A 24,928-nucleotide genomic window follows, 5' to 3' on the forward strand; every position below is an offset into this window, starting at 1 on the left:
ACCCAATGAGCGAACCACAGAACCCCACCTCCAACCCCAGCTGGGAACGCCCCGAAGGCGCCAGCCTGCAGGACTGGATGGAGACGCGCATCGCGCGCTTTTCCACCCGCAAATATGACTTCGATGCACTGAAGTTCCAGGCCGACTTCGACCCCAAATACCGCCGTGGCCAGATGCGCTACATCGGCACCGGCGGCACCGGCGTGGCAGCCGACAGCAACACCATCCCCTCCGAGCATTTCACCTTCTCGACAATGGTGATCCCTGCTGGCAATGAAGGCCCGCCCCATCTGCATGTCGATGTGGAAGAGGTGTTCTTTCTGATGCGCGGCAAGCTCAAGGTGGTGCTGACCACGCCCGAGGGCGAGCGCTACGAGACAGTGATGACGGATCGCGATGTGATCTCGGTGCCGCCCGGCGTCTACCGCGAAGAAATCAATATCGGCGACGAAGATGCGCTGATGTGCGTGATGCTCGGCGCGCAAAAGCCGGTCCGCCCGACCTACCCGGCGGACCATCCGCTGGCCCAGATCAAGCGCTGATTGCTGCAGGCCCGAGCGATGACCACCGAAGCCACCCCCCTCTGGAGCGATGCGTTGTTGCGCAAGCAGCAGCAGCTGGAAGCGCAATTTGCGCAGCGCCTGCTGGCGCTGCCCGATGGCGGCCAGATGGCCCTGCGGGAGCGCCCCGCAACCGGCAGCTCGGCACTGACCGTCGTGCTGCTGCATGGCATCAGCTCGTCGGCGGCGTCCTGGCTGGATGTGGCGCTGGCCTTGCCCCGGGACTGGCGCGTGCTGGCCTGGGATGCACCGGGCTATGGCGCCAGCACGGCCTTGCCGCAGAGCCACCCGCGCGATACCGACTACGCCGCTCGCCTGGCGGCCTGGCTGGCCGCTGACGTGCAGGGCCCGGTGGTGCTGGTGGGCCATTCGCTCGGCGCCCTGATGGCTGCCGCCTGTGCCGCAGAAGCGGCGCCCCCGCAACTGGCGGGCCTGCTGCTGCTCAGCCCGGCCGGTGGCTATGGCGCGCAGGATGCCGCCGCCCGCGAGAAGGTGCGCAGCGAGCGCAACGCCGCGCTCGACACGCTGGGCGTGGCGGGCCTGGCCCAGCGCATTGACCAGCGCCTGCTCAGCCCCGGCGCCGATGCACTGGCGCGCGACTGGGTGCGCTGGAGCACATCGCGCCTGCAGGCCGGCGGCTACCGCCAGGCCGTCAATATGCTGTGCGACAGCGATCTGGGCCGCCATGCGCCCTTGGCGCTGCCGCTGCGCATCGCCTGTGGGGAGCACGATGTGGTCACCCCGCCGGCGGCCTGCCGCCGCTGGGCCGAGGCCTGGCAACGGCCTTTTGCCAGCATCGCCGATGCCGGCCATGCCAGCCCGGTGGAAAACGCCAGCGCCGTCACCGAATGGATCGAAGATAGCGTCTCTGACTTTGAACCAGGACTAACGCAATGACACAGACAAACCCTTCTGAAACCGGCGCTGACAAGTATGTGGTGCCCGCGCTGGAGCGCGGCTTGCGCCTGTTGCAGGAGTTTGGGCGCGACAGCCGCACCCTGGGTGCGCCCGAACTGGCGCGCCGCCTGGAGCTGCCCCGCGCCACGGTGTTCCGCATGCTCAACACGCTGGAGGGCATGGGCTTTCTGGAACGCGTCGATGGCGGCAGCGAATACCGCCTGGGCATGGCCGTGCTGCGCCTGGGCTTCGAATACCTGTCCTCGCTGGAGCTGACCGAGCTCGGCCAGCCGCTGATCGCCAGGCTCTGCGACGACATCAGCTACCCCTGCAACATCGTGGTGCGCGACAACCGCTCGATCATCTATGTCGCCAAGGTCACGCCCCAGTCGCCACTGGCCAGCTCGGTGCGTGTGGGCACCCGCCTGCCGGCCCATGGCACGGTGCTGGGCCGTGTGCTGATGGGTGATATGAGCCTGGCCGAGCTGCGCGGACTCTACCCGGAAGAGCACCTGGAAGCCTTTACCGCCAACACCCCCAAGACCGTGGTGGACCTGTTCCACCTCGTCGAGGCGGACCGCGCACGTGGCTATGTATTGGGCGAAGGCTTTTACGAGGCATCGATTTCCACCATCGCCGCGCCGGTGCGCGACCACAGCGGCCGCATCGTTGCAGCGCTGGGCACGACCATCCCGGCGCCCCATGTCAGCCCTGCCAAGGTCGAGGCGCTGGTTGAGCGCGTACTGGCCACGGCCCAAGAGCTGTCGGGCCTGTTGAACTACCGGCCTCAGGCCCAGCCGCAGGCGCGGATTCTGCCCATGCCAGGGCATTGAAGAAAGTTTTTCCCATGGATGTTTTCCAGATCAAGGATGCGGTGGCCGTGGTCACCGGCGGTTCGTCAGGCATTGGCCTGGCGACGGTCGAGATGCTGCTGGAGCAGGGCGCTGCCGTGGCCTTTTGCGGCCGCAATGCCGAGCGCCTGCAGGCCGCCCAAGCGCAGCTGCGCGAGCGCCATCCGCAGGCCCGGCTGCTGGCCGCCGTCTGCGATGTGCTGCATGCACCGGACGTGCAGCGCTTCGCCGCCGAGGTGCAGCAAACGCTGGGCGTCGCCAGCATCCTGATCAACAACGCGGGCCAGGGCCGGGTGTCGACCTTTGCCGACACCACGGACGAGGCCTGGAGCCAGGAGCTGAACCTGAAGTTCTTCTCCGTTATCCACCCCACGCGGGCCTTCCTGCCCCAGCTGCAGCAGCATGCCGCGCAGGGGCGCGATGCGGCCATCGTTTGCGTCAACTCGCTGCTGGCATCCCAGCCCGAGCCGCACATGGTTGCCACCTCGGCGGCACGCGCCGGCCTCAAGAACCTGGTGCGTTCCATGGCCACCGAATTTGCTCCCCAAGGCCTGCGCGTCAACGGCATCCTGGTCGGCCTGATCGAGTCGGGCCAATGGCGCCGCCGCTTCGAGGCGCGCGAAGACGCCGCGCAGGACTGGGCCACCTGGACCGGCGCGCTGGCCCAGAAGAAATCCATTCCGCTGGCACGCCTGGGCCTGCCCCGAGAAGCCGCACAGGCCATCACTTTTCTAGCCAGTCCCCTGTCGTCGTACACGACGGGCAGCCATATCGATGTTTCCGGAGGTCTCTCGCGTCATGCCTAATACCGCACAAATCACCGTCGGCGCTGCCGTTGCCGAATTTCTCGAACACTGCGGCGTGCAGGCCGCATTCGGGGTGATTTCCATCCACAACATGCCGATCCTGGATGCGATGTTCGCCCGCGGCAAGCTGCGCTTTGTGATGGCCCGTGGCGAGGCCGGTGCCGGCAACATGGCCGATGCCTGTGCCCGTTCCACCTCCAGCCTGGGGGTCTGCATCACCAGCACCGGCCCGGCAGCGGGCAATATCGCCGGCAGCCTGGTGGAGGCCTATACGGCCGGCACGCCGCTGCTGCACATCACCGGGCAGATTGAGACCCAGTACCTCGACCAGAAGCTGTCCTATATCCACGAGGCACCAGACCAGCTCACGATGCTGGGGGCGGTGTCCAAGGCTGCGTTTCGCGTGCGCAGCGCCGAGACCTGCCTGTCCACCTTGAAGGCGGCGGTGCAGGCGGCGATGACGGCCCCCACCGGGCCGGTCAGCGTCGAGATTCCGATCGACATCCAGCAAAGCCTGATCGACATGCCGGCCGACTGGTCGCCACTGCCGGTGGCGGTGCTGGCCCCCAATGCGGCAGCGTTGGACGCCTTGGCCGACACACTGGCCCAGGCCCGCCGCCCACTGCTGTGGCTGGGCGGCGGCGCACGCCATGCAGTGGCGGCCGTGCAGCGCCTCAAGGCCCTGGGCTTTGGCATTGTCAGCACCGGCCAGGGGCGCGGCATTGTGCCCGAGGACGATCCCGCTTCGCTGGGCGCCTACAACATCCAGAAGCCGGTCGAGGCCTTCTACCAGCGCTGCGACGCCATGCTGGCAGTGGGCACACGCCTGCGCAGCAACGAGACGCTGAAGTACGAGCTCAAGCTGCCCCGCCCGCTGCTGCGCATTGATGTGGATGCCGCCCAGCAAGGCCGCTGCTACCGCGATGACGGCTTTGTCTGTGGTGACTCGGCGCTGGCGCTGAACGGTCTGGCCGACCGGCTGGAGGCGCGCGGCTACCGGGCCGATCCCGAGATGCTGGCCGATCTGCGCCAGGTGCACCAGGAGGCGGTGGCCACGATGCGCGATGGCCTGGGTCCCTACAGCGCCCTGGTGCAGCAGCTGCAGCAGGTGGTGGGCCGCAACTTCAACTGGGTGCGCGATGTGACCGTCTCCAACAGCACCTGGGGCAACCGGGAGCTGCGCTTTTTCGCCCCCAATGCCGGCGTGCATGCCACCGGTGGCGGCATCGGCATGGGCATGCCGATGGCCATTGGTGCCGCCATCGGCGCGGCCGAAAGCGGCTCGGGTCGCAAAACCTTGGGGCTGGCGGGCGATGGCGGCTTCATCCTCAACCTGGGGGAGCTGGCGACCTTGGTGCAAGAGTCCTGCGACTGCCTGATCGTGCTGATGAATGACCAACGCTATGGCGTGATCCAGAACATCCAGGATGCCTCCTACGGCGGCCGCCGCTGCTATGTGGACCTGCACACGCCCGACTATGCGCAGCTCTGTGCCTCGATCCACCTGCCCCATGCCCGGGTGCGCAATCTGGACGAACTGCCCGCCGTGCTGGACGCGGCCTGGAGCCGCAAGGGGCCCTTCCTGCTGGAGATCGACATGCTGGCCATCGGCAGCTTCAAGACCACGTTCTCCGGCCCGCCGGTGAACAAGCTGGACCAGATCCCGGCCACCCAGACCCAGTAAGCCTCCCTCAGAACAAAAAAAGGATTCCCACCATGCAGATTGCACTGATCGGCTGCGGCGCCATTGGCAGCGCCTTGCTGGAACTGGTCCAGAACGATGCCGGCCTGCAGATCGCCGCCATTGTGGTGCCGGAGGGCAGCCAGGATGCAGCGCGGGCCGTGGCGCAGCGCCTGGCCCCGGGTGCCCAGGTTGTGCAGACCGTTCCCGCCGCCGGTATCGACCTGGTGGTGGAGGCCGCTGGCCATGCCGCCATCACCCAGCATGTGCTGCCCGCGCTGCAGCGCGGCCTGCCCTGCATCGTCGCATCGGTGGGCGCCTTGTCGGCGCCTGGCCTGCCCGAACAGCTGGAGGCAGCGGCCCGCGCCGGCCGCACACAGGTGCAATTGATTGCAGGCGCCATCGGCGGCATTGATGCGCTGGCCGCCGCCCGCATCGGTGGCCTGGACAGCGTGCGCTACACCGGCCGCAAGCCACCCCAGGCCTGGAAGGGCACGCCCGCCGAGCAGGGCCGTGATCTGGATAGCCTGGCAGTCGAAACCCTGATCTTCGAAGGCACGGCGCGCGAAGCAGCGGCACAGTTCCCCAAGAACGCCAATGTCGCTGCCACCGTGTCGCTGGCCGGGCTGGGTCTGGACCGCACCATGGTGCGCCTGATCGCCGACCCGGCGGTGCGCGAGAACCTGCACCAGGTCGAGGCCGCCGGCGCCTTTGGCAGCTTTGAGCTGACCATGCGCAACCAGCCGCTGACCGCCAACCCCAAGACCTCGGCCCTGACCGTGTTCAGCGCCGTGCGCGCGCTGCGCGGCCATGTCGCGCCGCTGGTGATCTGACCCAAGAAAGAGTTGCCCCATGTCCAAGCTTGAACTGCTTCCCATCAACATCGCCGGCGAATGGCGCCTGGGTGCTGGCGATGAATCCCACAGCCTCTACCCCGCCACTGGCGAAGTGGTGGGCCGCCTGCGCGCACCCAGCCTGGCCGATGTGGACGAGGCCATCCGCAAGGCCGACCAGGCCTTTCGCCACAGCGGCTGGGCGCAGAAAAAGCCCCATGAGCGCGCCGCCGTGCTGCAGCGCGTGGCCCAACTGATCCGCGAGCGCGCTGAGCCACTGGCGCAGCTGCAGCGCCTTGACAACGGCAAGCCGATCAGCGAGACGCGCGCCCTGGTGGCCAGCGCTGCCGGCACTTTCCAGTTCTTTGCCGCGGCCTGCGAGACGATGGAAGAGACCCTGACGCCGCCCCGGGGCGATTGCATGACCATGAGCGTCTACGAGCCCATGGGCGTGGTGGCCGCCATCACGCCCTGGAACTCGCCCATCGCCAGCGAGGCGCAGAAGATGGCCCCGGCGCTGGCGGCTGGCAATGCCGTGGTGGTCAAGCCCGCAGAAGCCACGCCCCTGCTGGCGCTGGAGCTGGCCAGGATCTGTGAACAAGCCGGTGTGCCCAAGGGCATCATCAGCGTGCTGCCCGGCCGTGGCTCGGTCATTGGCGATGCCATCACCCAGCATCCGCTGGTCAAGCGGGTGTCGTTCACCGGTGGCACCTCCACCGGCAAGCACATCGCCCGCATTGCCGCCGACAAGATGATGCCGGTCTCGCTGGAGCTGGGCGGCAAGTCGGCCACCATGGTGCTCGAAGATGCCGACCTCGACCATGCCGTCAACGGCGTGCTCTACGGCATCTTCAGCTCCTCGGGCGAATCCTGCATCGCCGGCTCGCGGCTGTTTGTGGCGCGCAAGCTGTATGGCGACTTCATGGAGCGGCTGACGGCCAAGGCTGCGGCGCTGCGCGTGGGCGACCCCGCCGATGAGCGCACCCAGATGGGCCCGCTGATCAGCGCCAAGCACCGTGAATCGATCGAAAGCTATGTGCAGCTGGGCCTGTCAGAGGGCGGCCAACTGCGCACCGGCGGCCAGCGGCCCGAGGGCGCGCTCTATGAGCACGGCTATTACTACCGCCCCACCATCCTCGAAGGCCTGAAGAACCAGGACCAGATCTGCCAGCAGGAGATCTTTGGCCCGGTGCTGGTGGCCATGCCTTTTGATGACGAAGCGGCCTTGCTGGAACAGGCCAATGACAGCGTCTATGCGCTGGCCGCCGGCATCTGGACGCGCGATTACAAGGCCGCCTGGCGTATTGGCCGGGCCGTGCAGGCCGGCACCGTCTGGATCAACACCTACAAGCAGTTCTCCATCTCGACGCCGTTTGGCGGCTGGCGCGACAGCGGCCTGGGCCGCGAAAAAGGGCGCCTGGGCATCCAGCAGTACATGGAGCAAAAAAGCCTGTACTGGGGCCTGAACGAGGCACCACTGGCCTGGGCCAACTAAGGAAAGATCATGAGCGTATTGGGCATTGACGAAATCAGTTATGGCGCCGACGACCTGGCGGCCTGCCGCCAGTTCTTTCTCGACTGGGGTTTGGGCCTGGTCGAGGAGCAGGCCGAGCGCCTGGTGTTTGAGACCTTGAACGGCTGCCGCGTGATCGTGGCCGCCAGCAGCCACCCCGATCTGCCGCCTGCCATCGAGGCCGGCCCCACCCTGCGCGAAGTCGTCTGGGGCGTGGAGAGCGCTGCCGACCTGGCACTCTACGAAAGCCGTATTGCGCAGCTGCCGGGCTTTGTGAAGCAGGGAGGCCGCATCGGCTGCACGGATCCCAACGGCCTGGCGCTGCGCCTGCAGGTCACGCAAAAGCGCGACCTCGACCTGCCCAGCGCCGAGTACAACACCTGGAGCCGCAAGGGCCGCATCGACCAGGCCAGCCCGGCCTACGAGCGCGCCCAGCCGATCGAGGTCGGCCATGTGGTCTTCTTCGTCAAGGATGTGCAGGCCTGCGAGCGCTTCTATGTGGAGCACTTCGGTTTTGCCGCATCGGACCGCTACCCCGAGCGGGGCGCCTTTCTGCGCACCGCGCCCGAGGGCGGCCACCACGACATCTTTTTGCTGCAGCGCCCCGACAAGCATGCCGGTCTCAACCATGTGGCCTTCACCGTGCGCGACATCCACGAGGTCTTCGGCGGCGGCATGCACATCTCGCGCTGCGGCTGGGACACCCAGCTCGGTCCCGGCCGCCACCCGGTGTCTTCCGCCTATTTCTGGTACTTCAAGAACCCGGCCGGCGCCCTGGTGGAGTACTACGCCGACGAGGACCAGCTGACGGCCGACTGGCAGCCGCGCGAGTTCGAACCCGGCCCCACGGTGTTTGCCGAATGGGCGATCGATGGCGGCATTGATGGCAACACCCGCCGCCAAAAGGGCGTGGGCGCTGCGGACGGCAAGTTCCTCACCGACAAACGCCACTGATCCGATCCGAGACGGAGTTCCCCGCGATGCAAAGACGCATGCTCATCCCCACCTTGTTGGCCCTGGCCAGCGCTGCGGCGCTGCCCTTGGCGCAGGCACAGAGCCCGGCCGATGGCCGCCAGGCGCTGGCTGCCGCGCCGTTCACCATCATTGCGCCCTTTCCGCCGGGCGGCCCGGTCGACACCTTGGCGCGCATGCTCTCGAATGGGCTGGCGGCGCAGTACAAGCAGGTGTCCATCGTGGACAACCGCACGGGCGCCAACGGCAATATCGGCATCGAGGCAGCCAAGCGCGCCAAAGCCGATGGCCACACGCTGCTGGTGGTGCCCCAGGGCAATCTGACGATCAACCCGACCCTGATGCCCAAGCTGCACTACAGCGTGGAGGGTGACTTCGTGCCGGTGACCTCGCTGGCGCGCACCGCCAATGTGATCGCGGTGCACCCGTCGGTGCCCGCCAAGACCATTGCGGAGCTGGTGGCGCTGGCCAAGCAAAAACCGGGTGGGATCGGCTATGCCTCGCCCGGCGTGGGCAGCAGCCTGCACCTGGCGGGCGAGCTCTTCGGCCAGCAGGCGGGCGTGAACTTTCTGCATGTGGCCTACAAGGGCACGGCCCCGGGCCTGAACGATGTGCTGGGCGGCACGGTGCCGATGATCATCGGCAACCTGCCCACCCTGCTGCCGCATATCCAGTCCGGCAAGCTGCGAGCGCTGGCCGTGACCGATGCCCAGCGCAGCGCGGAGCTGTCGGATGTATCGACGCTGGCCGAGGCCGGTGTACCGGGTGTGGCGCTGTCGTCCTGGTATGGCGTGATGGCGCCCAAGGGCACGCCAGCGGCCGTGCTGGCGCAGTTGCAGCAGGACCTGGGGCAGATCTTCAACGAGCCGACCAGCAAGGCGCAACTGCAAAAGCAGGGCCTCAGTGTCTGGATAGTAGAGGGCGCGAAGTTCGGCGATGTGATCCGCAGCGAGACCGCTGAATGGGCGCCCATCATCAAGCGCCGAGGGATCGAGGCGCAGTAGCAGACCCGCGCGCCGATCCCCAGCGCCCAGACCGCCAGCGACATGGCCCCCGCCACCCCAGGGCGGACGAAAAGTGCCCCAGCCCCAGCACCCAGTGCGGGGCAGCGAGGCAGAGCGAAGCAATTTAGAAGGAGTTTCCACGATGGCTGTTGAACGATACCTTGAACCGCACCAGGCCCGCCAGCGCCCTGCGACCCTGTTTGAAGACCTGCTGGGCGATGCGATAGAGCGCGCCTTTGGCGAAGGCGTGCAGACCCTGCCCGAGCTGGTGGCCTATATCAACCGCAGCGGCCCGGCCGGGGAGAACGGCGAGGCCTGGACTGAACCCAGCTTTGCCGCGCTGATGCAACGCCTGGGCCACTAAAGCAAGAAAGGAGCACGCCATGCATGTACAAACCATCTCTATCAATCCTGTGGACCGCTTGCTCAGCAAGGGCCTGCAGAATCTCTGGTACCCCGTCTGCCCCTCCGACTTTGTGCAGGACAAACCGGTCTCGCTGCGCCGCTTTGGCTACAAGATCGCGCTCTGGCGCGATGCCGCGGGCCAGGTGCATGCGCTGGAGGACCATTGCCCGCACCGGGGCGCGCCACTGTCGCAAGGCGTGATCCTCGGCGACCGCCTTGCCTGCCCCTACCACGGCGTCGAAGTGCGCTGCGATGGCACGGTGACCAAGGTGCCAGGCAGCCCGGGCTGCAAGCTGGAAGGCGCGCGCGCCGCGCTGGATTTCCATGTGCATGAAGCGCATGGCGCCATCTTTCTCTTCAACAGCGACACGCATGTGGATGCGCCGCCCGCCTTCCGCATGCCCGAGGAGCTGACCTCGCCCGAGTATTCGAACTTCCTCTGCTATGCCGAATGGCGTACCGACTACCGCTACGCGATCGACAACGTGATGGACCCGATGCATGGCACGTTTTTGCACAAGCAGTCGCACTCCATGGCCGACGGCGACAGCAAGGCCACCTTCCAGGTGCGCGAGACCGATCTGGGCTTTGTGTTTGAGAAGGCGGGCCAGCGCGGTGTGAACTTTGACTGGACGGAGTGGGGCGAGACCGACATGCACTGGATGCGGCTGGAGATTCCCTATCCCAAGACCGGTGGCCCCGGTGGCAATTTCGCCATCATCGCCTGCGTCACCCCGATCAGCCCCGAGCTCTGCGCGGTGTTCTTCTGGCGCTGCCGCCGCGTGCAGGGCTGGATGCGCGACACCTGGCGCTTTCTCTACCGCAACCGCCTGGAGGCGCGCCACTGGACGGTGCTGGAGCAGGACCGCGTGATGATGGAGCAGATGGAGCTGGATGCCAACGAGCGCGAGAACCTCTACCAGCATGACATTGGTCTGGTGCGTCTGCGCCGCCGCCTGCGCCGCCTGGCCGAGGAACAACTGGAAGGAAGTGGCGCAGCATGACGACGACCTTGCAGGCCTTTGTGCACACGCTGCGCTTTGAGGCCCAGGACACCATCAGTGTCGAGCTGCGCCCGGTGGATGGGGGCGAGCTGCCGGCATTCACGGCCGGCTCCCACATCGACCTGCACCTCCCCAATGGGCTGGTGCGCAGCTACTCGCTGTCCAACGACAGCCGCGAACGGCACCGCTATGTCGTAGGCGTGCTGCGCGACCGTGCCAGCCGGGGCGGCTCGCGCTGCGTGCATGAGGCGCTGCGCGTGGGCATGCCCATCAGCATCTCCGAGCCGCGCAACCATTTCGCACTGGACGAAAGCGCCCGCCATACGGTGCTGGTGGCCGGTGGCATCGGCATCACGCCCATGCTGTGCATGGCGCGCCGGCTGCAGAGCCAGGGCAGCTCTTTCGAGATGCTCTACTTTGCGCGTGACCGCCGCAGTGCCGCCTTTCTGGCCGAGCTGCAGGCGCTGGGCATGCCGCTGCAGCTGCACTTCGATGCCGAGGCGGGTGGCCCGCCCGATCTGCGGGCGCTGCTGGCCCAGCACGGTGCCGATGCCGGTCTGCACCACTATGCCTGCGGCCCGACGCCAATGCTCGATGCCTTCGAGCGCGTCTGCAGCGAGCTGGGCCATGCCAACGCCCACATCGAGCGCTTCAGCCCGGTCGAGGTCCAGGCGGCCAGCGATGCCCGCAGCAACTACACGGTCGAGCTCAAGCGCAGCGGCCGTGTCATCGAGATCACAGCCGAGCAATCACTGCTGGACACCTTGTTGGCAGCGGGCGTCGATATCGGCCACAGCTGCTGCGAAGGGGTCTGCGGCTCCTGCGAAACCCGGGTGCTCAGCGGCGTGCCCGACCACCGCGACTCGGTGCTCAGTGCCAAGGAAAAGGCGGGCAACCAGGTGATGATGCTCTGCGTCTCCGGCTGCAAGAGCGAGGCGCTGGTTCTGGATCTCTAAACCGCACACAGACACACAACAAAGAGACAACACCATGAAAAAAATCGCGATTGCCGCTGGCTTGGCCAGCCTGGCAGGGATAGCTGCAGCCCAATCCAAGGTCGAGGTGTTCGGCGTCATCGACACCAACATCACCCGTTTGACGGGCACGGGCACGTCCAGCAAGCTGGGCCTGGCCACCGGGGGGGCCAATATCAGCCGGCTGGGATTTCGCGGTACCGAAGACCTGGGCGGCAACCTGAAGGCCGGCTTTTGGCTGGAGGCGGGTTTGGATTCGGATACCGGCGCCGGCAAGGCGGCGGGCAGCACGGGCCTGGGTTTCAACCGCCGCTCCACGGTGAGCCTGCTCGGTGATTTGGGTGAGCTGCGTCTGGGCCGGGACGATTCGGCCAGCTTTCTCAGCACCCTGATCTTTGATCCCTTTCTGACCAATGGCGTGGGCGGCACGGGGGCCTTCAGCATCCTGGGCGTTCCGGCGGCGGGAACCTCCACCGGCGGCGCACCCATCCAGATCAGCAATGCCCTCAGCTACCTGCTGCCGGCCAGCCTGGGCGGCTTCTACGGCCAGGCCCAGCTGGCCTTTGGCGAACATACCAAGGCAGAGCCCAACAAGAACCAGGGCGACTACCGAGGCCTGCGCCTGGGCTACCGCCAAGGCGCTTTCAACGGCGCGCTGGCCATGGGCCGCTTCTATGGCGACAGCCCAGACAACAACGTCAGCGCCAGCAACCTGGGCCTGAGCTATGACCTGGGTGTGGTCAAACCGATGCTGATCTGGGCGCGTGAAAAGCGCGGCGCACTGAAGGTGACGGTGCTGCAGCTCGGTGCCACGGCGCCGCTGGGCCCGGGTGAGCTGCGCGCTTCGCTGGGCCACTACAACACGGCCGGCAGCGATGCGGACTGGAACAAGGTCGCGCTGGGCTATGGCTACAACTTCAGCAAGCGCACCCAGGTCTACGGCACGCTGGCCTACCTGAAGAACAAGAGTGGTGCCAACCGCGCCATCGGCGTTCAAGGCCTCAGCGCCACCGGCGCCGCGATGGGCGGCAAGTCCAGCGGCATGGAGCTGGGCATCCGCCACTTCTTCTGATCCACCACCCGAGCCTGCTTTTTTATCTTTGAGGAAAGTCGCACCATGAATGACTCCCGTTCCATGCGCTGGTGGGGTGTGCTCACCCTGTTTGTGGTTGTTGCCATCTCTTATGTGGACCGGATCAATATCTCGGTCCTGATCACGGACCGTGATTTCCTGTCGCACATCGGCCTGACGGTGGATGACCGCACGCGCCAGGGCCTGCTGGCCACCGCCTTCATGGTGGGCTATGGCGTGTCATCGTTGGTGCTGACGCCGTTTTGCGCGGCGCTGTTTGGCGTGCGGCGCAGCCTGATTGGCGGCTTGCTGCTCTGGGGCGTGGTCACCTTTCTGTCGCCGGCGATGAGCAGCTATGGCCTGCTGCTGGCATCGCGCATTTTGCTGGGCGTCTCCGAGGGTCCGTTGTTCTCGCTGGCGGGCAGCTACATCAAGGCGCATTTCGAGAGCCGCGAAAACGGCAAGCCCAATTCGCTGGTCAACATGGGCACCGGGGTCGGGCTGGCCGTGGGCTACCCGCTGGTCGGCTATCTGGTGGTGGGGCATGACTGGGAAACCTCCTTCCATGTGCTGGGCCTTATCAATGTGCTGCTCGGGATTCCGCTGGTCTGGGCCTTTGTGCGCATGCCCAAGGTCGAGACCGGCCTGCCCAAGCCCCAGTCGCTGGGCCAGGCCGTCGGCCAGGTGGGCAGCATCGTGCGGGGCGCCATGCAGACGCGCTACCTCTGGCTCATCACCGTGCTGACGGCCGCTTTTCTGTCCTACCTCTGGGGCAGCAGCAACTGGCTGCCGGCCTACCTGCAGGAGTCGCGTGGCTTTTCGATGCGCGAGATGGGCTGGCTGGCCTCGCTGCCGCAGTATGCGGCCGTGGCTGCGGTGTTTGTGGGGGGCATGCTGATCGACCGCATCGCGCGCAGGCAGGTGCCGCTGATCTTTGTGTTCGGCAGCATCGGCGTGGCGCTGGCCGTGTGGCTGGCCCTCCATATGGAAGACCGCTATGCCGCCGCCTACTGCCTGATCGCCGCCAATTTTTGCTGGGGGCTGATGAGCCCGGCCATCCCGAGCACCGTGCAGTACTTTGCGCGGCCCGAGCATATTGCCAGCGCCTACGGGGTGGTGAATGGGGCCGGCAGCCTCGTGGCGGGCTTTATGCCGGCCATCATGGGGGCAGTGATCGGTGCGCTCTCGGCCAGCAACGGCGTGAGCGCTGGCTTTTTTGCCGGGTTTGCGGCGCTGATAGGCACGCAGCTGGTGGTCATGACCTGCGGCATCATTCTCTGGGTGCGCGAGCGCCGCAATACGCCGCAGGCATAAAAAATGAGCGCCTGGCGCTCATTTTTCTTGGAGGATGGCGGCGGCTACTTCAGCCAGCCGCGCTTGCGGAAATACATCATTGGTATCAGCGCGCTGCCCACCATCAGCGCAATGCCGTAGGCATAGCCATACTGCCAGTCGATCTCGGGCATGTACTTGAAGTTCATGCCGTAGACACTGGCGATCAAGGTGGGGGGCAGCAGTGCGACGCTGGCCACCGAGAAGATCTTGATGATCTTGTTCTGGTTGATGTTGATGAAACCAACGGTGGCATCCATCAAGAAGTTGATCTTGTCGAACAGGAAGGCGGTGTGGTTGTCCAGCGATTCGATGTCGCGCAGGATCTGGCGTGCGTCTTCGAACTGGTCAGAGTTGAGCATCTTGCTGCGCATGACAAAGCTCACGGCGCGGCGGGTGTCCATCACATTGCGGCGAATACGGCCGTTCAAGTCTTCCTGGCGGGCGATGGCCGAGAGCACTTCGCTCGCATGGGTGTCGGTCACATTGCCGGCCAGCACCTGGGTGCTGACTTTTTCCAGGTCGTCGTAGATGCCTTCCAAGGTGTCGGCCGAGTATTCGGCATCGGCGTCAAACAGCTTGAGCAGCACGTCCTTGCTGTCCTCGATCAGACCCGGGGCGCGGCGCGCACGCAGGCGCAGCAGGCGGAACACCGGCACATCTTCATCGTGGATGGAAAACAGCACGCCATAGCTTTTGAGCGAGGCATTGTGCAGGTTCATGATGAAGGCCACGCGCACGCTGCGCGGGTCGTCTTCGTCATCGATCAGGAAGTCGCTGCGGATGTGCAGATCGCCGTTGTCTTCTTCGTAGAAGCGGGCCGATTCCTCGATGTCCTGGTCCATCGCGTCTTCCGGGATGGACAGCCCATAGTGCTGCTTGATCCAGCGTTTTTCTTCGAGGGTGGGGGATTCGAGGTCGACCCAGATCGGCTGGAAACGGGCGAGCTCTTGCAGGGATTCGATCTCTTCCTGCACCAAACGGCCATTGGCAAGCGTAAAGATGTTGAGCATGGGCTCACTTCCTTGTTGTTCTTGGTTTGCAAAAGGGGGGCGGGGGGCGCTTCCTACCCTTGTGCAGCCATGTGCTTGCCAGGGTGGAAGCTACCAACTAGGGTAGGGATCCAAGGAGAGACTCCGGTTTGTGATTGGGCGCCATTATGGCATTCCCGCATAAGCTGCGCTTGGCGCTCTGCCTTGTCGCGCAGAGGCGTTGTCAATGCCCCACGGTGTGCTTTGTCAGTGAGCGCCTACATTCGCCTGAAGGCGAGCGAAACCGCTGTTTTGTAAAGAAGTTTCAGCGCCCGGCCTGGGCCAGCGCAAAGCACAGGTCCGCCCAGGTGGCTGCCTTGGCCTGGGGGGTGCGCAGCAGGTGGCTGGGGTCGTAGCTGACCACGGCGGGCAGCTGGCTGCCGCCCAGCGGGTGGATGGCCTGGCGCAGGCTGGAGAAGGGCTGGTCGCCCGGTATCAGGTGGCGCACGGCCGGCAGGCCCAGCAGCAAGGCCATGGCCGGCTGGCATTCCTGCACCAGCGCATCGATGCTGTAGCTGGGCAGGCCATCATCGCCTTCCTGGTTGGCGGGGATGCGGGCGAGGGGCACCCAGTAGACGGGGGCGTCAGTCAAGCGCATCGCACGCAGCATCTGCAGCAGCAACTGGCCGGCCTCGCCTTGCAGTGGCGCGCCTTCGGGCAGCTCGGCCACCACCAGCCATGCCGGTTGGGTGGGCGGTACGGGCGGCTGTTGCTTGCCTTGCAGATCGAGCAAGACGGGGGCGCGCAGCGCAAAGCGCACGCGGGGGAAATCGGCAGGCAGGGCCTGCGGAGAGGTCGTGCGTACGGCGGCAGCTGTGGGGGCGGGTGCGGGCGTGGGCGCTGGCTCGACAGCAGCAACTGGCGCGGCAGTGTCTGGAATGGCCGCTGCGGGCATCGCCGGTGCAGCGGTCGGCGCAGTCGGTGCGGTGGGCACAGCTGCATCAGGCACAGGCTCCGCGCGCAGCTGTGGTGCGGCCACCGCTGCGGGGGCCGTTGTTGCTTCTGGCACAGCCGGGGCGGCAGGCGCGGGCGATTCGGGCCACCACAGCGGGTGGCCCATCTCTTGCAGCATGGCGCGTTGGCGGGCGTCCAGATTCAGGCTCATGGGGTGGTAGGCAGCAAATAACGCATGACCATGGCGTCCTCGCGTTCGACATGGGATAGGGGATAGTAGCGCTTTCGCAGCCCTACCGATTCAAATCCAAACTGCAGGTAGATCTGCTGGGCGCGCAGATTGCTGATGCGCACTTCCAGCCAGATGGCCTGTGCCTGCACCGTGGTGGCCCAGCTGCGCAACTGTTCCAGCAGCACCTTGGCCCAGCCCTGGCGCTGGTGGCGCGGGTTGACGGTGATATTGAGCAGATGCAGCTCATCGACCCCTTGCATGGCGACAAAGTAGCCGATCAGCTCCTGGTCCACCCAGAGCAGCTGCATCGCATAGCCCATCGCCATCGAGTCGATAAAGTTACCGCGCGTCCAGGGGTGGCTATAGCACTGGTCCTCGACCTCCAGCAAGCGGTCCAGGTCATCGATGCGCAGGTTGGACCAGCGCAGCTGGGGGGTAGGTGGCAAGTTCATGGCGTGGGGTTGGGCGCGCTGGGCGCGCTAGGCACCAGCGCCGCCTGGGCCAGCTTTTCTGCTTCGCGCTCGGCCGTGGTCTTGGCCACCTTGTCGCGGATGTAGAGCGGCAGCGCATCTTGCGCGGCCACCGCCTGGCCCTGGGCCAGCAGATAGGGCGCCAGGCTCAGCAAGGCCTGGGCGGTGGGCATGGCATGCAGGTGCGTGGCAGCGGGTGCCAGGCGCTCGCCATAAATGGCATGGGCATTGCCGGCCACTACAAAGCCTGCGGGCACTTGCACCGCTTGCGGCGGGCAGACCTGCAGTTCGCCCAAGGTCTGCCAGTGGCCGTCCACATACTGGTAGACGGCGTTGTAGACCTCGTCCATGCGGGCATCGACGCAGGCCAGCACCTGGGTGCAGCCATGCTGCAGGCGAGCCTCTTCGGCCACGGTCATCAAGGTATCAACCGGCAGCACCGGCACGCCCTGGCCACCCTTGGCCACAAAGGCCAGGCCCTGGGCAATGGCGCAGGCGGTGCGCAGGCCGGTGAATGAGCCGGGGCCCCGGCCAAACACAATCGCGTCCAGCGCATCAAAACTGAGGCCGGCATCGGCCATCAAGGCAAGCACCGCAGGCAGCAACTGGCTGGAGGTCTGCTGGCCGCCGGCACCGCTGTGCAGCCAGCGCTGGTCGTCCCGCGCGGTGGCAATAAAGAGGGTGTCGGTACTGGATTCGAGGGCAAGCAGGTTCATGGGGTAGGCGGCGCGCGGGGGCTATGGGAGCGCCCGGTTTCAGCCCCTGTGCAGGGGCCGCAACCTGCCATTATCGGGGCAAAGCCAAGGCTGCATGCCGGGCTTGGGCATAGCCGCTAGACTGCTGCCCATGCAACAGATTTCCCCCATGGCGCCCCTTTCTCCGTCCCCGGCGCGGCCCAACCCTTGGCTGTCTGGCGGCAGCGCCCGCTGGCTGCTTCCGGTAGCGATTGCGCTCAGCCAGGTCGCCTGCGCACAGACGCCAGCAGCCCCTGCGGCGGCCTCGGCACCGGCCCCGATCCCCATTCGCATGGCCCAGCCGGTGGCCACCGCGCCCCAGGCGCCTGCCGCCAGCGTTGCACCGCTGGCAGCCCCGGTGGCCTCGGTGTCCCCGGCCAGCGCCTGGCCCGCCAGCCGCCTGCCCGCTGAGGTGGAAGCTGCCCTGCAGCGTGGCAAAGTTTCACCCGATGCGGTGTCCGTGGTCGTGATGGATGTCAGCGGCGCGCAGCGCCCCTTGCTCGATGTACACAGCGATGTGGGCCGCAACCCGGCATCGGTGATGAAGCTGGTGACCACCTATGCCGCGCTGGAAATGCTGGGCACCGCCTATACCTGGGACACGCGTATCTCCACCGACGGCCAGATCGCCCAGGGCGCCCTCAACGGCAACCTCTATGTACAGGGCTCGGGCGATCCCAAGCTGGTGATGGAGCGGCTGTGGCTGCTGCAGCGCCGCTTGCTGGGCCAGGGCATCCAGGTCATCGTTGGCGATGTGGTGCTGGACAGTTCGGCCTTTGCGCTGCCGCCCATCGACCCGGCCCGCTTTGACAATGAGCCCTACCGGCCCTACAACGCCGTGCCCGATGCGCTGCTGCTCAACTACAAGTCGCTGACCATGCGCTTTATCCCCGATGCGGCCGCCGGCGTGGCCCGTATCGCCTACGAGCCAGCCATTGCGCACCTGCGCCTGCCCAGCTCTGTGCCCCTGCTCAAAACCAAGGGCAATGCCTGCGGCGACTGGCGTGGCGCCTTGAAGGCGCAGATGGCAGACCCCACCCAGATCCAGTTTTTGGGTGGCTACCCGGCTGCCTGCGGCGAGAACAGCTGGGCGGTGGCGCCCGCCGCCCCCGACCGCTTTGCGCCCCGCGTGTTTGAAGGCATGTGGCGCGAGCTGGGTGGCAAAGTCACCGGCCAGGTGCGCATGGGCACCACGCCTGATGGCGTGCAGCCCTTGATGAGCTTCAGCTCCCCCACCCTGGGCGAGGTAGTGCGAGACATCAACAAGTACAGCAACAACGTGATGACCCAGCAGGTCTTTCTGACCCTGGGCAAGCAGCGCGCCGGTGTGGGCACCTTTGAAGGCGGGCGCCAGGCGGTCGCGCAGTGGTGGAGCGAGCGCGTGCCCGGCATGGTGGCGCCCACGATCGACAACGGGGCCGGCCTGTCGCGCGATGCCCGCATCACCGCCGGCTCGCTGGCCAAGATGCTGTCCGTCGCCTGGAACTCCAATGTCATGCCCGAGCTGATGGCCTCGATGCCCATCGTCGGCGTGGACGGCACCATGAAAAACAGCAAGAGCGCCCACACCGGTGGCGCCCACCTAAAAACCGGCACCCTGCGCGATGCCTCGGCCATTGCCGGCTATGTCAATGGCCGCGACGGGCGCCGCTGGGTGGTGGTGGCGATGGCCAACAGCGACAACGCTCCCCAGGCGCGCCCCGCCTGGGATGCACTGATTGACTGGGTGGCCGCGCAATAACACGCTGGCCGACGGCGGATCAGTAGAAACCTGCATGCCGCCAAGGTTGGTTTGGAGCGGCTTCGGTGTACATTGCACGACGGAACGTGTTCACAAGACACAAGGAGTCCTGCATGAGCCTGCCCTCGAAGACGTCATTGTTTGCAGCAGCCAAGAGCTGGGATGCAGGCTTGCTGGCCCAATGGCTGGCTCAGGCGCCGCAGTGGGCCCAGGCAGTAGACAGCAAGGGGCGCACCGCCCTGCAGGTGGCCTGCGGCGTATCCCCGCAAAACTCCCAATCACCCGACACGAACGGCCTGGAAACCGTAGCCACCTTGCTGGCTGCAGGCGCGCCGCTAGAGGCTGAAGTGGCAATGGGCGCCTGCAATGGCGACTTCCGCGCCACCGCGCTGTGGTTTGCCGTGTCCCGTGGCGAGAACCTGCCGCTGGTGGAACTGCTGCTTTCGCACGGCGCCAATGCCAGCTACTCGCTGTGGGCCGCAGTGTGGCGCGATGACGAAGCCATGTGCCGCGCGCTGCTGCAGGCCCAACCGCTGCTCAACCTGCGCGAGCACGGTGAAACCCCCGTCTTTTATGCCGCCCGCCTGGGTCGGCTCAAAACCCTGGAGCTGCTGCTCGACGCCGGCGCTGACGTCTCGGTAGCCGACTTCAAGGGCCGCGATGCCGTCGATATCGCCGTGGCGCGGCGCCTGCCGCAGGCGCTGATCTACCGCATGCAGCAGTTGCGGCAGCCTCGGCTGGCCTGAGTCCTTTCACTGAACAGAGCTGCAAGCGCAAGCGGCTGCATTCTGGTAAAGCGGATGTTCCGCACTGATTGAGCCGTTCTCTGCCACATCTGTCCCAGCGGCTGCCAGCACAGACTTCTCATATCCATATTTGAAATTCTTCGTGGTGCAAAGCCAGCCCGAAAGCTCCAATGGAGGCTTCGTTGCTGCTGCCGCCATGTGATGGCGCAGTCTTTACCTCCAGAAAGACGTCCCATGTTTCAGAGTTTCAAGCGTGTGCTGATCTCCGCTGCCATTGCTGTGGCCGTGCTGCCGGCTATGGCGGCAGACAAGCTCAAGATCGCTGTTGTGCCGGGTGCCTATGCCGATTCCATCAATGCGGCTGCCAAGGATGCGAAGGCCCAGGGCATTGATGTGGAGGTGATCGAGTTCACCGACTGGACCACGCCGAACGTCGCGGTCAACAACGGCGATATCGATATCAACTACTTCCAGCACCAGCCGTTTCTGGACAACGCGGTGAAGAAAAACGGCTATGCGCTGGCCAGTGCCGGCACCGGCATTCTGGCCAATGTGGGCCTCTATTCGCTCAAGCACAAGAACGTGGCCGATGTGCCCAACAACGGCAAGGTGGGTATTGCCAGTGACCCGGTCAACCAGGGTCGGGGGCTGTTGTTGCTGCAAAAGGTGGGGCTGATCACGCTCAAGCCGGGCGTGGGCTACCTGGGATCCATCAACGACATCGCCAGCAACCCCAAGTCGCTGCGCTTTGTCGAGGTCGAAGGGCCGCAGCTGGTGCGCATCACCGGCGATGTGGACATCGCCCAGGGCTACCCGCACTTCATCGTTGCGGCCAAGGCCTTTGATCCATCGAGTGGCCTGGCGTATTCGGGCATCGAGGACCAGCAGTTCGCGATCCAGTTTGTGGTGAAGAAGGACCGGGTCAACGACCCGGTGGTGCAGAAGTTCATCCGCATCTACCAAAACTCCGAGACCGTGCGCACGGTCAGCAAAAAGTCTTTCAGCAATGACGACCGGCTCTACACGCTGGCCTGGCTGAAGAAGTAAGCGCCTTATTCCACAAGAAAAGCAAGCGAGAAAAAAATGACGAGCAAGATCAACAGACGCGTGGTGGCTGCGATTGCAGCGGCGGCCATGCTGGGAGGGTGGCAACTGGCACAGGCGGCGGACAAGATCCGCATCGCCTCCACACCGGGGGCGACGTCCGATGCCATCAAGGCCGTGGTAGCAGATGCCAAGAGCCAGGGGCTGGATGTGGAGCTGGTCGAGTTCACCGACTGGACGGTGCCCAACGAGGCGGTTAACAACGGCGATGTGGACCTGAACTTCTTCCAGCACCAGGCCTTTTTGAACAATGTCATCAAGGAGCGCGGCTACCAGCTCAAGTTCGTGGGTCTGGGCCTGCTGCAGAACATCGGCATCTATTCCGAGCGCCATCAGTCGCTGGCCGATGTGCCGGCCAAGGCCAAGGTGGCGATTGCGAGTGACCCGGTCAACCAGGGCCGGGGCCTGGCACTGCTGCAAAAGGCTGGCCTGATCCGCCTGCGCACCGGTGATGCACCTGGCGCCACGGTGGCTGACATTACCGACAACCCCAAGCAGCTGCGCTTCTACGAAGTCGAAGGCCCGCAGCTGATCCGCTCGCTGCCCGATGTGGACCTGGCTGTGCTGTGGCCGAGCTACTTTGTCAGCGCTGGCAAGAAGGAACAGGCCAGCAAGGCCCTGGCCTATTCGGGCATTGCGGATCGCTTCTATGCGATGGGTTTTGTCGCACAGACCAGCCGCGCCGACGACCCCAAGCTGCGCAAATTTGTGCAGGTGTTCCAGAACTCTGCGGCCGTCAAGCAGGCGATCAGCCAGCAGTTCAACAACGACCCCAAGCTCTACACCTTGCCCTGGTAAGGGCAGCGACCGCAGGAGAAGCACATGGCCCTTTCAGCCGTATCCAATGTATTGCGCAGGCAGTTCCGCGCCGAGGCCGAGCCCGCGGCAGAAGGCCGCAGTGCGCGGCTGAGCGTGCCCGCATCGGCCACCGCAGGCAGCCAGGGCCTGGCCCCGGCTGCGCCGCTGGGCACTGTGGTGTTCCGCGATCTGGGCAAGGTCTACCGCTCGTCGGCGGGCGAGGTGCCTGCGCTGCAGAACATCACGCTGGACATTGCCGCCGGCAGCATCTTCGGCATCATCGGCCGCAGTGGCGCGGGCAAGTCCAGCCTGCTGCGCACCATCAACCGGCTGGAAGCGCCCAGCAGCGGCCAGGTGCTGGTCGATGGTGTGGACATCGGCACCCTGGATGAAGCCGGTCTGGTGCAACTGCGCCGCCGCGTCGGCATGATCTTCCAGCACTTCAACCTGCTGTCGGCCAAGACGGTGTTTGAGAACGTGGCCCTGCCGCTCAAGGTGGCCGGTGTACCGGCTGCGCAGATCCAGCAGCGGGTGAATGAGCTGCTCGACCTGGTGGGACTGCAGGACAAGCACAAGACCTACCCCAGCCGCCTCTCCGGCGGGCAAAAGCAGCGCGTCGGCATTGCCCGTGCGCTGGCCACCCGGCCCGAGATTCTGCTTTGCGACGAGGCCACTTCGGCGCTGGACCCGGAAACCACGCAGGCCATCCTGGCCTTGCTGCGCGACATCAACCGCCGCCTGGGCATCACGGTGATCCTGATCACCCATGAGATGAGCGTGATCCGCGAGATTGCCGACCAGGTGCTGGTGCTGGAGAAGGGCGAGATTGCCGAGCTGGGTGACGTTTGGCAGGTGTTTGGCAACCCGCGCCACGCCGCTACCCAGGCCCTGCTGGCACCGCTGCGCCATGGCGTGCCCGATGACCTGCAGCAGCGTTTGCAGCCGCAAGCGCCCAGCACCGGCCGCTATGAGCAGGTGCTGCAGCTGGGCTACAGCGGGCATGACGGGCTGGAGCCAGATTTTCAGCGCATCGCCGAGGCACTGGGCGCCAAGGTGCGCCTGCTGCACGGCGGTGTGGACCGCATCCAGGGCCATGCCCAGGGCCAGCTCATCATCGCCATCGATGGTGCCGCCGCCCGCAACGACTGGGCCCCGCTGACGCAGGGCACCGCCTCCATCGCACATGAAATCAGGGTACTGGGCTATGCCGTTTGAGCTGACTATCTCCATCGACCGTTACGGCAAGGCGCTGCTGGACACCTTCACCATGGTGTCCGCCTCTGCCGGTATCGCGCTGCTGGCGGGCATTCCGCTGGCCATTTTGCTGATCGTGACCGCCCCCGGTGGCTTTCTGGAATCGCCGCGCACCAACCGCATCGTCGGCAGCGTCGTCAACGGCTTCCGGGCCACGCCCTTTATCGTGCTGCTGGTCGCGTTGATTCCGTTCACCCGGCTGGTGACCGGCACCACGATTGGCGTCTGGGCGGCGATTGTGCCGCTGGCCATCAGTGCCACGCCGTTCTTTGCCCGGATTGCCGAGGTGAGCCTGCGGGAGGTTGATCCCGGCCTGATTGAGGCGGCACAGGCGATTGGCTGCAAGAAGTGGGACATCGTGCGCCATGTCTACCTGCCCGAGGCCCTGCCCGGCATCATCGGCGGCTTCACCATCACCCTGGTGGCGCTGATCAGCTCGTCGGCCATGGCCGGCGCGGTGGGGGCCGGCGGCCTGGGCGACCTGGCGATCCGCTACGGCTACCAGCGCTTTGACACCCAGGTGATGCTGATCGTGATTGCGGTGCTGATTGCCTTGGTCACCATCGTGCAGACCGCCGGCGACCGCGTGGGGCACTGGCTGCGCAGCCGCTGAAAGCGGCCCACCACGGCGCCGTGCCGTGGTCTGCAGGCCAGAGCATGTCTCTGGCCTTTCTCTCTCCGAACCCCTTCAGAAAGCACCGAATGACTTCAGCGGTTGCCCAGGGCGCAGCGTTGCCCGCCGATTCCCCAACCCGCCTGCCTTTGCCGCCCAGCCAGCCCGCGCAGATCCGCAGCGAGGCCGAGGCCTTGCAAGTGGCCACCGCGCTGGCCGAGAGCTTTCGCGGTGGTGCCGCCCGGCGCGACAGCGAACGCCTGTTGCCCTGGGATGAGATCGAGCGCTACACCGCCAGTGGCCTGGGCGGCATCACCGTGCCGCGCAGCCATGGTGGCCTGCAGGCCAGCTGGCACACCGTGGTGCAGGTGTTTGCCAGCATCAGCGCGGCCGATGCCTCGCTGGGCCAGATTCCGCAGAACCACTTTGCGCTGGTGCAAAACCTGCGCGATACCGCGAGCCCCGAGCAGCAAAGCCGCTGGTTTGCCGATGTGCTGAGCGGCCACCGCCTGGGCAATGCCGGGCCCGAGCGCAAGGGCCGCGCCGCCCAGCTGAGCGATGCCACCGCCCACCTGCGCCAGACGGCCGATGGCCGGCTGCTGGTCAACGGCACGCGTTACTACTCCACCGGCTCGTTGTTCGCCCACTGGGTGCCCTTCCGCGCCGAGGACGAGGCCCAGCGCCCCGTGCAGGTCTGGGTGCGGCGCACGGCGCCGGGTCTGCAGATCATCGACAACTGGAATGCCTTTGGCCAGAAGACCACCGCCAGCGGTGGTGTGGTGCTGAAGGATGTGGAGGTCGAGCCGCGCGATGTGATTGCGCTGCATGACATGAAAGACCGTCCAACCCTGTCCGGCCCGGTGTCGCAGATTCTGCAGGCCGCCATCGACATGGGCATTGCCCAGGGCGCGTTTGACGAGGCGCGCCAGTTTGTGCGCGACAAGACCCGTGCCTGGGTGCACTCGGGTGTCGAGCATGCCTGGCAGGACCCCTACATCATCCAGGAGTTTGGCCAACTGCAGGTGGAGCTGGATGCCGCCCGCGAGGTGCTGCTGGATGCCGCGCAGCAGCTCGATGCGCTGGCTGCACAACCCATCACTGACGAGAGCAGCGCCCAGGCATCGGTTGCCGTGGCGCGCGCCAAGATCTTGACCACCGAGGCCGCGCTGAACGCCAGCGAGCGCCTGCTGGAGCTGGGCGGTACCTCATCGGCCCGCGCCGGCTACAACCTGGACCGCTTTTGGCGCAATGCCCGCGTGCATACCTTGCACGACCCGGTGCGCTGGAAATACCACCTGCTGGGCAACTACCTGCTCAATGGCCGCGCACCGCGCCGCCACCAGTGGAACTGAGCCGCAGCACCGCACAACGACTTTGAAGGGCCTGCCAGCACGATGCCGCTGCCGC

Annotated in this window: 25 protein-coding genes; 21 read left to right on the forward strand and 4 right to left on the reverse strand. The window is 65.9% G+C overall.

The annotated features are described in order from the left end of the window. The first annotated feature begins 5 nt into the window (after positions 1 to 5). From HS961_RS04170 to HS961_RS04235, 14 genes are all read left to right on the forward strand, one after another. Entirely contained in the window at positions 6 to 542 is a 537-nt protein-coding gene (locus HS961_RS04170; protein WP_182326516.1) for a cupin domain-containing protein, read from the forward strand. 18 nt (positions 543 to 560) lie between these two features. Then, positions 561 to 1,457 (forward strand): alpha/beta fold hydrolase, encoded by an 897-nt coding sequence (locus HS961_RS04175; protein ID WP_182326517.1) that lies wholly within the window; start codon positions 561 to 563, stop codon positions 1,455 to 1,457. After that, positions 1,454 to 2,290 (forward strand): IclR family transcriptional regulator, encoded by an 837-nt coding sequence (locus HS961_RS04180; protein ID WP_182326518.1) that lies wholly within the window; start codon positions 1,454 to 1,456, stop codon positions 2,288 to 2,290. Before HS961_RS04175 ends, HS961_RS04180 begins: the two co-directional genes overlap by 4 nt. 14 nt (positions 2,291 to 2,304) lie before the next feature. Next, a complete protein-coding gene (locus HS961_RS04185) occupies positions 2,305 to 3,114 on the forward strand; it encodes an SDR family oxidoreductase (protein ID WP_182326519.1) in 810 nt (269 codons plus the stop codon). Then, positions 3,107 to 4,798: a thiamine pyrophosphate-binding protein gene (locus HS961_RS04190; RefSeq protein WP_182326520.1), complete on the forward strand. Its 1,692-nt coding sequence runs from the start codon at positions 3,107 to 3,109 to the stop codon at positions 4,796 to 4,798. Before HS961_RS04185 ends, HS961_RS04190 begins: the two co-directional genes overlap by 8 nt. A gap of 32 nt (positions 4,799 to 4,830) precedes the next feature. Further along, positions 4,831 to 5,628: an aspartate dehydrogenase gene (locus HS961_RS04195; protein ID WP_182326521.1), complete on the forward strand. Its 798-nt coding sequence runs from the start codon at positions 4,831 to 4,833 to the stop codon at positions 5,626 to 5,628. Positions 5,629 to 5,647: 19 nt separating this feature from the next. Beyond that, a complete protein-coding gene (locus HS961_RS04200) occupies positions 5,648 to 7,123 on the forward strand; it encodes an aldehyde dehydrogenase (RefSeq protein WP_182326522.1) in 1,476 nt (491 codons plus the stop codon). Between the two features lie 9 nt (positions 7,124 to 7,132). Continuing rightward, a complete protein-coding gene (locus HS961_RS04205; protein WP_182326523.1) occupies positions 7,133 to 8,095 on the forward strand; it encodes a VOC family protein in 963 nt (320 codons plus the stop codon). 26 nt (positions 8,096 to 8,121) lie between these two features. After that, positions 8,122 to 9,117: a Bug family tripartite tricarboxylate transporter substrate binding protein gene (locus HS961_RS04210; RefSeq protein ID WP_238347783.1), complete on the forward strand. Its 996-nt coding sequence runs from the start codon at positions 8,122 to 8,124 to the stop codon at positions 9,115 to 9,117. 142 nt (positions 9,118 to 9,259) lie between these two features. Beyond that, entirely contained in the window at positions 9,260 to 9,481 is a 222-nt protein-coding gene (locus HS961_RS04215) for a recombinase-like helix-turn-helix domain-containing protein (protein WP_182326524.1), read from the forward strand. A 19-nt stretch (positions 9,482 to 9,500) separates the two neighbouring features. Next, positions 9,501 to 10,526: an aromatic ring-hydroxylating oxygenase subunit alpha gene (locus HS961_RS04220; protein WP_182326525.1), complete on the forward strand. Its 1,026-nt coding sequence runs from the start codon at positions 9,501 to 9,503 to the stop codon at positions 10,524 to 10,526. Next, positions 10,523 to 11,482 carry a PDR/VanB family oxidoreductase gene (locus HS961_RS04225; RefSeq protein ID WP_182326526.1) on the forward strand — a complete coding sequence of 320 codons (960 nt, stop codon included), beginning with the start codon at positions 10,523 to 10,525 and terminating at the stop codon, positions 11,480 to 11,482. Before HS961_RS04220 ends, HS961_RS04225 begins: the two co-directional genes overlap by 4 nt. A 34-nt stretch (positions 11,483 to 11,516) precedes the next feature. Next, the gene (locus tag HS961_RS04230) at positions 11,517 to 12,572 is read left to right on the forward strand and encodes a porin (protein ID WP_182326527.1); all 1,056 of its coding nucleotides are present in this window, start codon (positions 11,517 to 11,519) and stop codon (positions 12,570 to 12,572) included. Between the two features lie 45 nt (positions 12,573 to 12,617). Continuing rightward, positions 12,618 to 13,886, forward strand: coding sequence for an MFS transporter (locus HS961_RS04235; RefSeq protein WP_182326528.1), 1,269 nt, complete (start codon positions 12,618 to 12,620; stop codon positions 13,884 to 13,886). 44 nt (positions 13,887 to 13,930) lie between these two features. On the opposite strand, the gene corA is transcribed toward HS961_RS04235, so the two are convergent. The 4 genes from corA to tsaB all read right to left on the reverse strand — a co-directional run bounded on the left by corA (position 13,931) and on the right by tsaB (position 17,247). Continuing rightward, a complete protein-coding gene (gene corA, locus HS961_RS04240; RefSeq protein ID WP_182326529.1) occupies positions 13,931 to 14,917 on the reverse strand; it encodes a magnesium/cobalt transporter CorA in 987 nt (328 codons plus the stop codon). A gap of 283 nt (positions 14,918 to 15,200) precedes the next feature. Continuing rightward, positions 15,201 to 16,040: a uracil-DNA glycosylase family protein gene (locus HS961_RS04245; RefSeq protein WP_182326530.1), complete on the reverse strand. Its 840-nt coding sequence runs from the start codon at positions 16,038 to 16,040 to the stop codon at positions 15,201 to 15,203. Further along, positions 16,037 to 16,513: a ribosomal protein S18-alanine N-acetyltransferase gene (rimI, locus tag HS961_RS04250; protein WP_182326531.1), complete on the reverse strand. Its 477-nt coding sequence runs from the start codon at positions 16,511 to 16,513 to the stop codon at positions 16,037 to 16,039. Before rimI ends, HS961_RS04245 begins: the two co-directional genes overlap by 4 nt. Then, the gene (gene tsaB / locus HS961_RS04255; protein ID WP_182326532.1) at positions 16,510 to 17,247 is read right to left on the reverse strand and encodes a tRNA (adenosine(37)-N6)-threonylcarbamoyltransferase complex dimerization subunit type 1 TsaB; all 738 of its coding nucleotides are present in this window, start codon (positions 17,245 to 17,247) and stop codon (positions 16,510 to 16,512) included. The genes rimI and tsaB overlap by 4 nt, the downstream gene beginning before the upstream one ends. Positions 17,248 to 17,557: 310 nt before the next feature. Here tsaB and dacB point away from each other — a divergent pair, with 310 nt between their 5' ends. From dacB to HS961_RS04290, 7 genes are all read left to right on the forward strand, one after another. Next, a complete protein-coding gene (gene dacB / locus HS961_RS04260) occupies positions 17,558 to 19,006 on the forward strand; it encodes a D-alanyl-D-alanine carboxypeptidase/D-alanyl-D-alanine-endopeptidase (RefSeq protein WP_182328116.1) in 1,449 nt (482 codons plus the stop codon). 113 nt (positions 19,007 to 19,119) lie between these two features. Next, positions 19,120 to 19,752, forward strand: a complete 633-nt coding sequence (locus tag HS961_RS04265) for an ankyrin repeat domain-containing protein (protein ID WP_182326533.1) — start codon at positions 19,120 to 19,122, stop codon at positions 19,750 to 19,752. Between the two features lie 234 nt (positions 19,753 to 19,986). Next, positions 19,987 to 20,799 carry a MetQ/NlpA family ABC transporter substrate-binding protein gene (locus HS961_RS04270; protein WP_182326534.1) on the forward strand — a complete coding sequence of 271 codons (813 nt, stop codon included), beginning with the start codon at positions 19,987 to 19,989 and terminating at the stop codon, positions 20,797 to 20,799. 36 nt (positions 20,800 to 20,835) lie between these two features. After that, complete coding sequence (locus HS961_RS04275; RefSeq protein WP_182326535.1) at positions 20,836 to 21,654, forward strand: MetQ/NlpA family ABC transporter substrate-binding protein; 819 nt, start codon at positions 20,836 to 20,838, stop codon at positions 21,652 to 21,654. Between the two features lie 24 nt (positions 21,655 to 21,678). Further along, positions 21,679 to 22,869: a methionine ABC transporter ATP-binding protein gene (locus HS961_RS04280; RefSeq protein WP_182326536.1), complete on the forward strand. Its 1,191-nt coding sequence runs from the start codon at positions 21,679 to 21,681 to the stop codon at positions 22,867 to 22,869. Further along, entirely contained in the window at positions 22,859 to 23,521 is a 663-nt protein-coding gene (locus HS961_RS04285) for a methionine ABC transporter permease (RefSeq protein ID WP_182326537.1), read from the forward strand. Before HS961_RS04280 ends, HS961_RS04285 begins: the two co-directional genes overlap by 11 nt. An 89-nt stretch (positions 23,522 to 23,610) precedes the next feature. Beyond that, on the forward strand, positions 23,611 to 24,873 hold the full coding sequence (locus tag HS961_RS04290) for an SfnB family sulfur acquisition oxidoreductase (RefSeq protein ID WP_182326538.1): 1,263 nt from the start codon (positions 23,611 to 23,613) through the stop codon (positions 24,871 to 24,873). The last annotated feature ends 55 nt before the right edge of the window (positions 24,874 to 24,928 follow it).

The organism is Comamonas piscis, from assembly GCF_014109725.1.
GTDB classification, from domain to species: Bacteria; Pseudomonadota; Gammaproteobacteria; order Burkholderiales; family Burkholderiaceae_C; genus Comamonas; species Comamonas piscis.

Excerpts from the sequence above, each read along its gene's own strand:
- HS961_RS04170 (WP_182326516.1), top strand. The coding sequence starts at position 6 with ATGAGCGAACCACAGAACCCCACCTCCAACCCCAGCTGGGAACGCCCC.
- HS961_RS04175 (WP_182326517.1), top strand. The coding sequence starts at position 561 with ATGACCACCGAAGCCACCCCCCTCTGGAGCGATGCGTTGTTGCGCAAG.
- HS961_RS04180 (WP_182326518.1), top strand. The coding sequence starts at position 1,454 with ATGACACAGACAAACCCTTCTGAAACCGGCGCTGACAAGTATGTGGTG.
- HS961_RS04185 (WP_182326519.1), top strand. The coding sequence starts at position 2,305 with ATGGATGTTTTCCAGATCAAGGATGCGGTGGCCGTGGTCACCGGCGGT.
- HS961_RS04190 (WP_182326520.1), top strand. The coding sequence starts at position 3,107 with ATGCCTAATACCGCACAAATCACCGTCGGCGCTGCCGTTGCCGAATTT.
- HS961_RS04195 (WP_182326521.1), top strand. The coding sequence starts at position 4,831 with ATGCAGATTGCACTGATCGGCTGCGGCGCCATTGGCAGCGCCTTGCTG.
- HS961_RS04200 (WP_182326522.1), top strand. The coding sequence starts at position 5,648 with ATGTCCAAGCTTGAACTGCTTCCCATCAACATCGCCGGCGAATGGCGC.
- HS961_RS04205 (WP_182326523.1), top strand. The coding sequence starts at position 7,133 with ATGAGCGTATTGGGCATTGACGAAATCAGTTATGGCGCCGACGACCTG.
- HS961_RS04210 (WP_238347783.1), top strand. The coding sequence starts at position 8,122 with ATGCAAAGACGCATGCTCATCCCCACCTTGTTGGCCCTGGCCAGCGCT.
- HS961_RS04215 (WP_182326524.1), top strand. The coding sequence starts at position 9,260 with ATGGCTGTTGAACGATACCTTGAACCGCACCAGGCCCGCCAGCGCCCT.
- HS961_RS04220 (WP_182326525.1), top strand. The coding sequence starts at position 9,501 with ATGCATGTACAAACCATCTCTATCAATCCTGTGGACCGCTTGCTCAGC.
- HS961_RS04225 (WP_182326526.1), top strand. The coding sequence starts at position 10,523 with ATGACGACGACCTTGCAGGCCTTTGTGCACACGCTGCGCTTTGAGGCC.
- HS961_RS04230 (WP_182326527.1), top strand. The coding sequence starts at position 11,517 with ATGAAAAAAATCGCGATTGCCGCTGGCTTGGCCAGCCTGGCAGGGATA.
- HS961_RS04235 (WP_182326528.1), top strand. The coding sequence starts at position 12,618 with ATGAATGACTCCCGTTCCATGCGCTGGTGGGGTGTGCTCACCCTGTTT.
- corA (WP_182326529.1), bottom strand. The coding sequence starts at position 14,917 with ATGCTCAACATCTTTACGCTTGCCAATGGCCGTTTGGTGCAGGAAGAG.
- HS961_RS04245 (WP_182326530.1), bottom strand. The coding sequence starts at position 16,040 with ATGAGCCTGAATCTGGACGCCCGCCAACGCGCCATGCTGCAAGAGATG.
- rimI (WP_182326531.1), bottom strand. The coding sequence starts at position 16,513 with ATGAACTTGCCACCTACCCCCCAGCTGCGCTGGTCCAACCTGCGCATC.
- tsaB (WP_182326532.1), bottom strand. The coding sequence starts at position 17,247 with ATGAACCTGCTTGCCCTCGAATCCAGTACCGACACCCTCTTTATTGCC.
- dacB (WP_182328116.1), top strand. The coding sequence starts at position 17,558 with ATGGCCCAGCCGGTGGCCACCGCGCCCCAGGCGCCTGCCGCCAGCGTT.
- HS961_RS04265 (WP_182326533.1), top strand. The coding sequence starts at position 19,120 with ATGAGCCTGCCCTCGAAGACGTCATTGTTTGCAGCAGCCAAGAGCTGG.
- HS961_RS04270 (WP_182326534.1), top strand. The coding sequence starts at position 19,987 with ATGTTTCAGAGTTTCAAGCGTGTGCTGATCTCCGCTGCCATTGCTGTG.
- HS961_RS04275 (WP_182326535.1), top strand. The coding sequence starts at position 20,836 with ATGACGAGCAAGATCAACAGACGCGTGGTGGCTGCGATTGCAGCGGCG.
- HS961_RS04280 (WP_182326536.1), top strand. The coding sequence starts at position 21,679 with ATGGCCCTTTCAGCCGTATCCAATGTATTGCGCAGGCAGTTCCGCGCC.
- HS961_RS04285 (WP_182326537.1), top strand. The coding sequence starts at position 22,859 with ATGCCGTTTGAGCTGACTATCTCCATCGACCGTTACGGCAAGGCGCTG.
- HS961_RS04290 (WP_182326538.1), top strand. The coding sequence starts at position 23,611 with ATGACTTCAGCGGTTGCCCAGGGCGCAGCGTTGCCCGCCGATTCCCCA.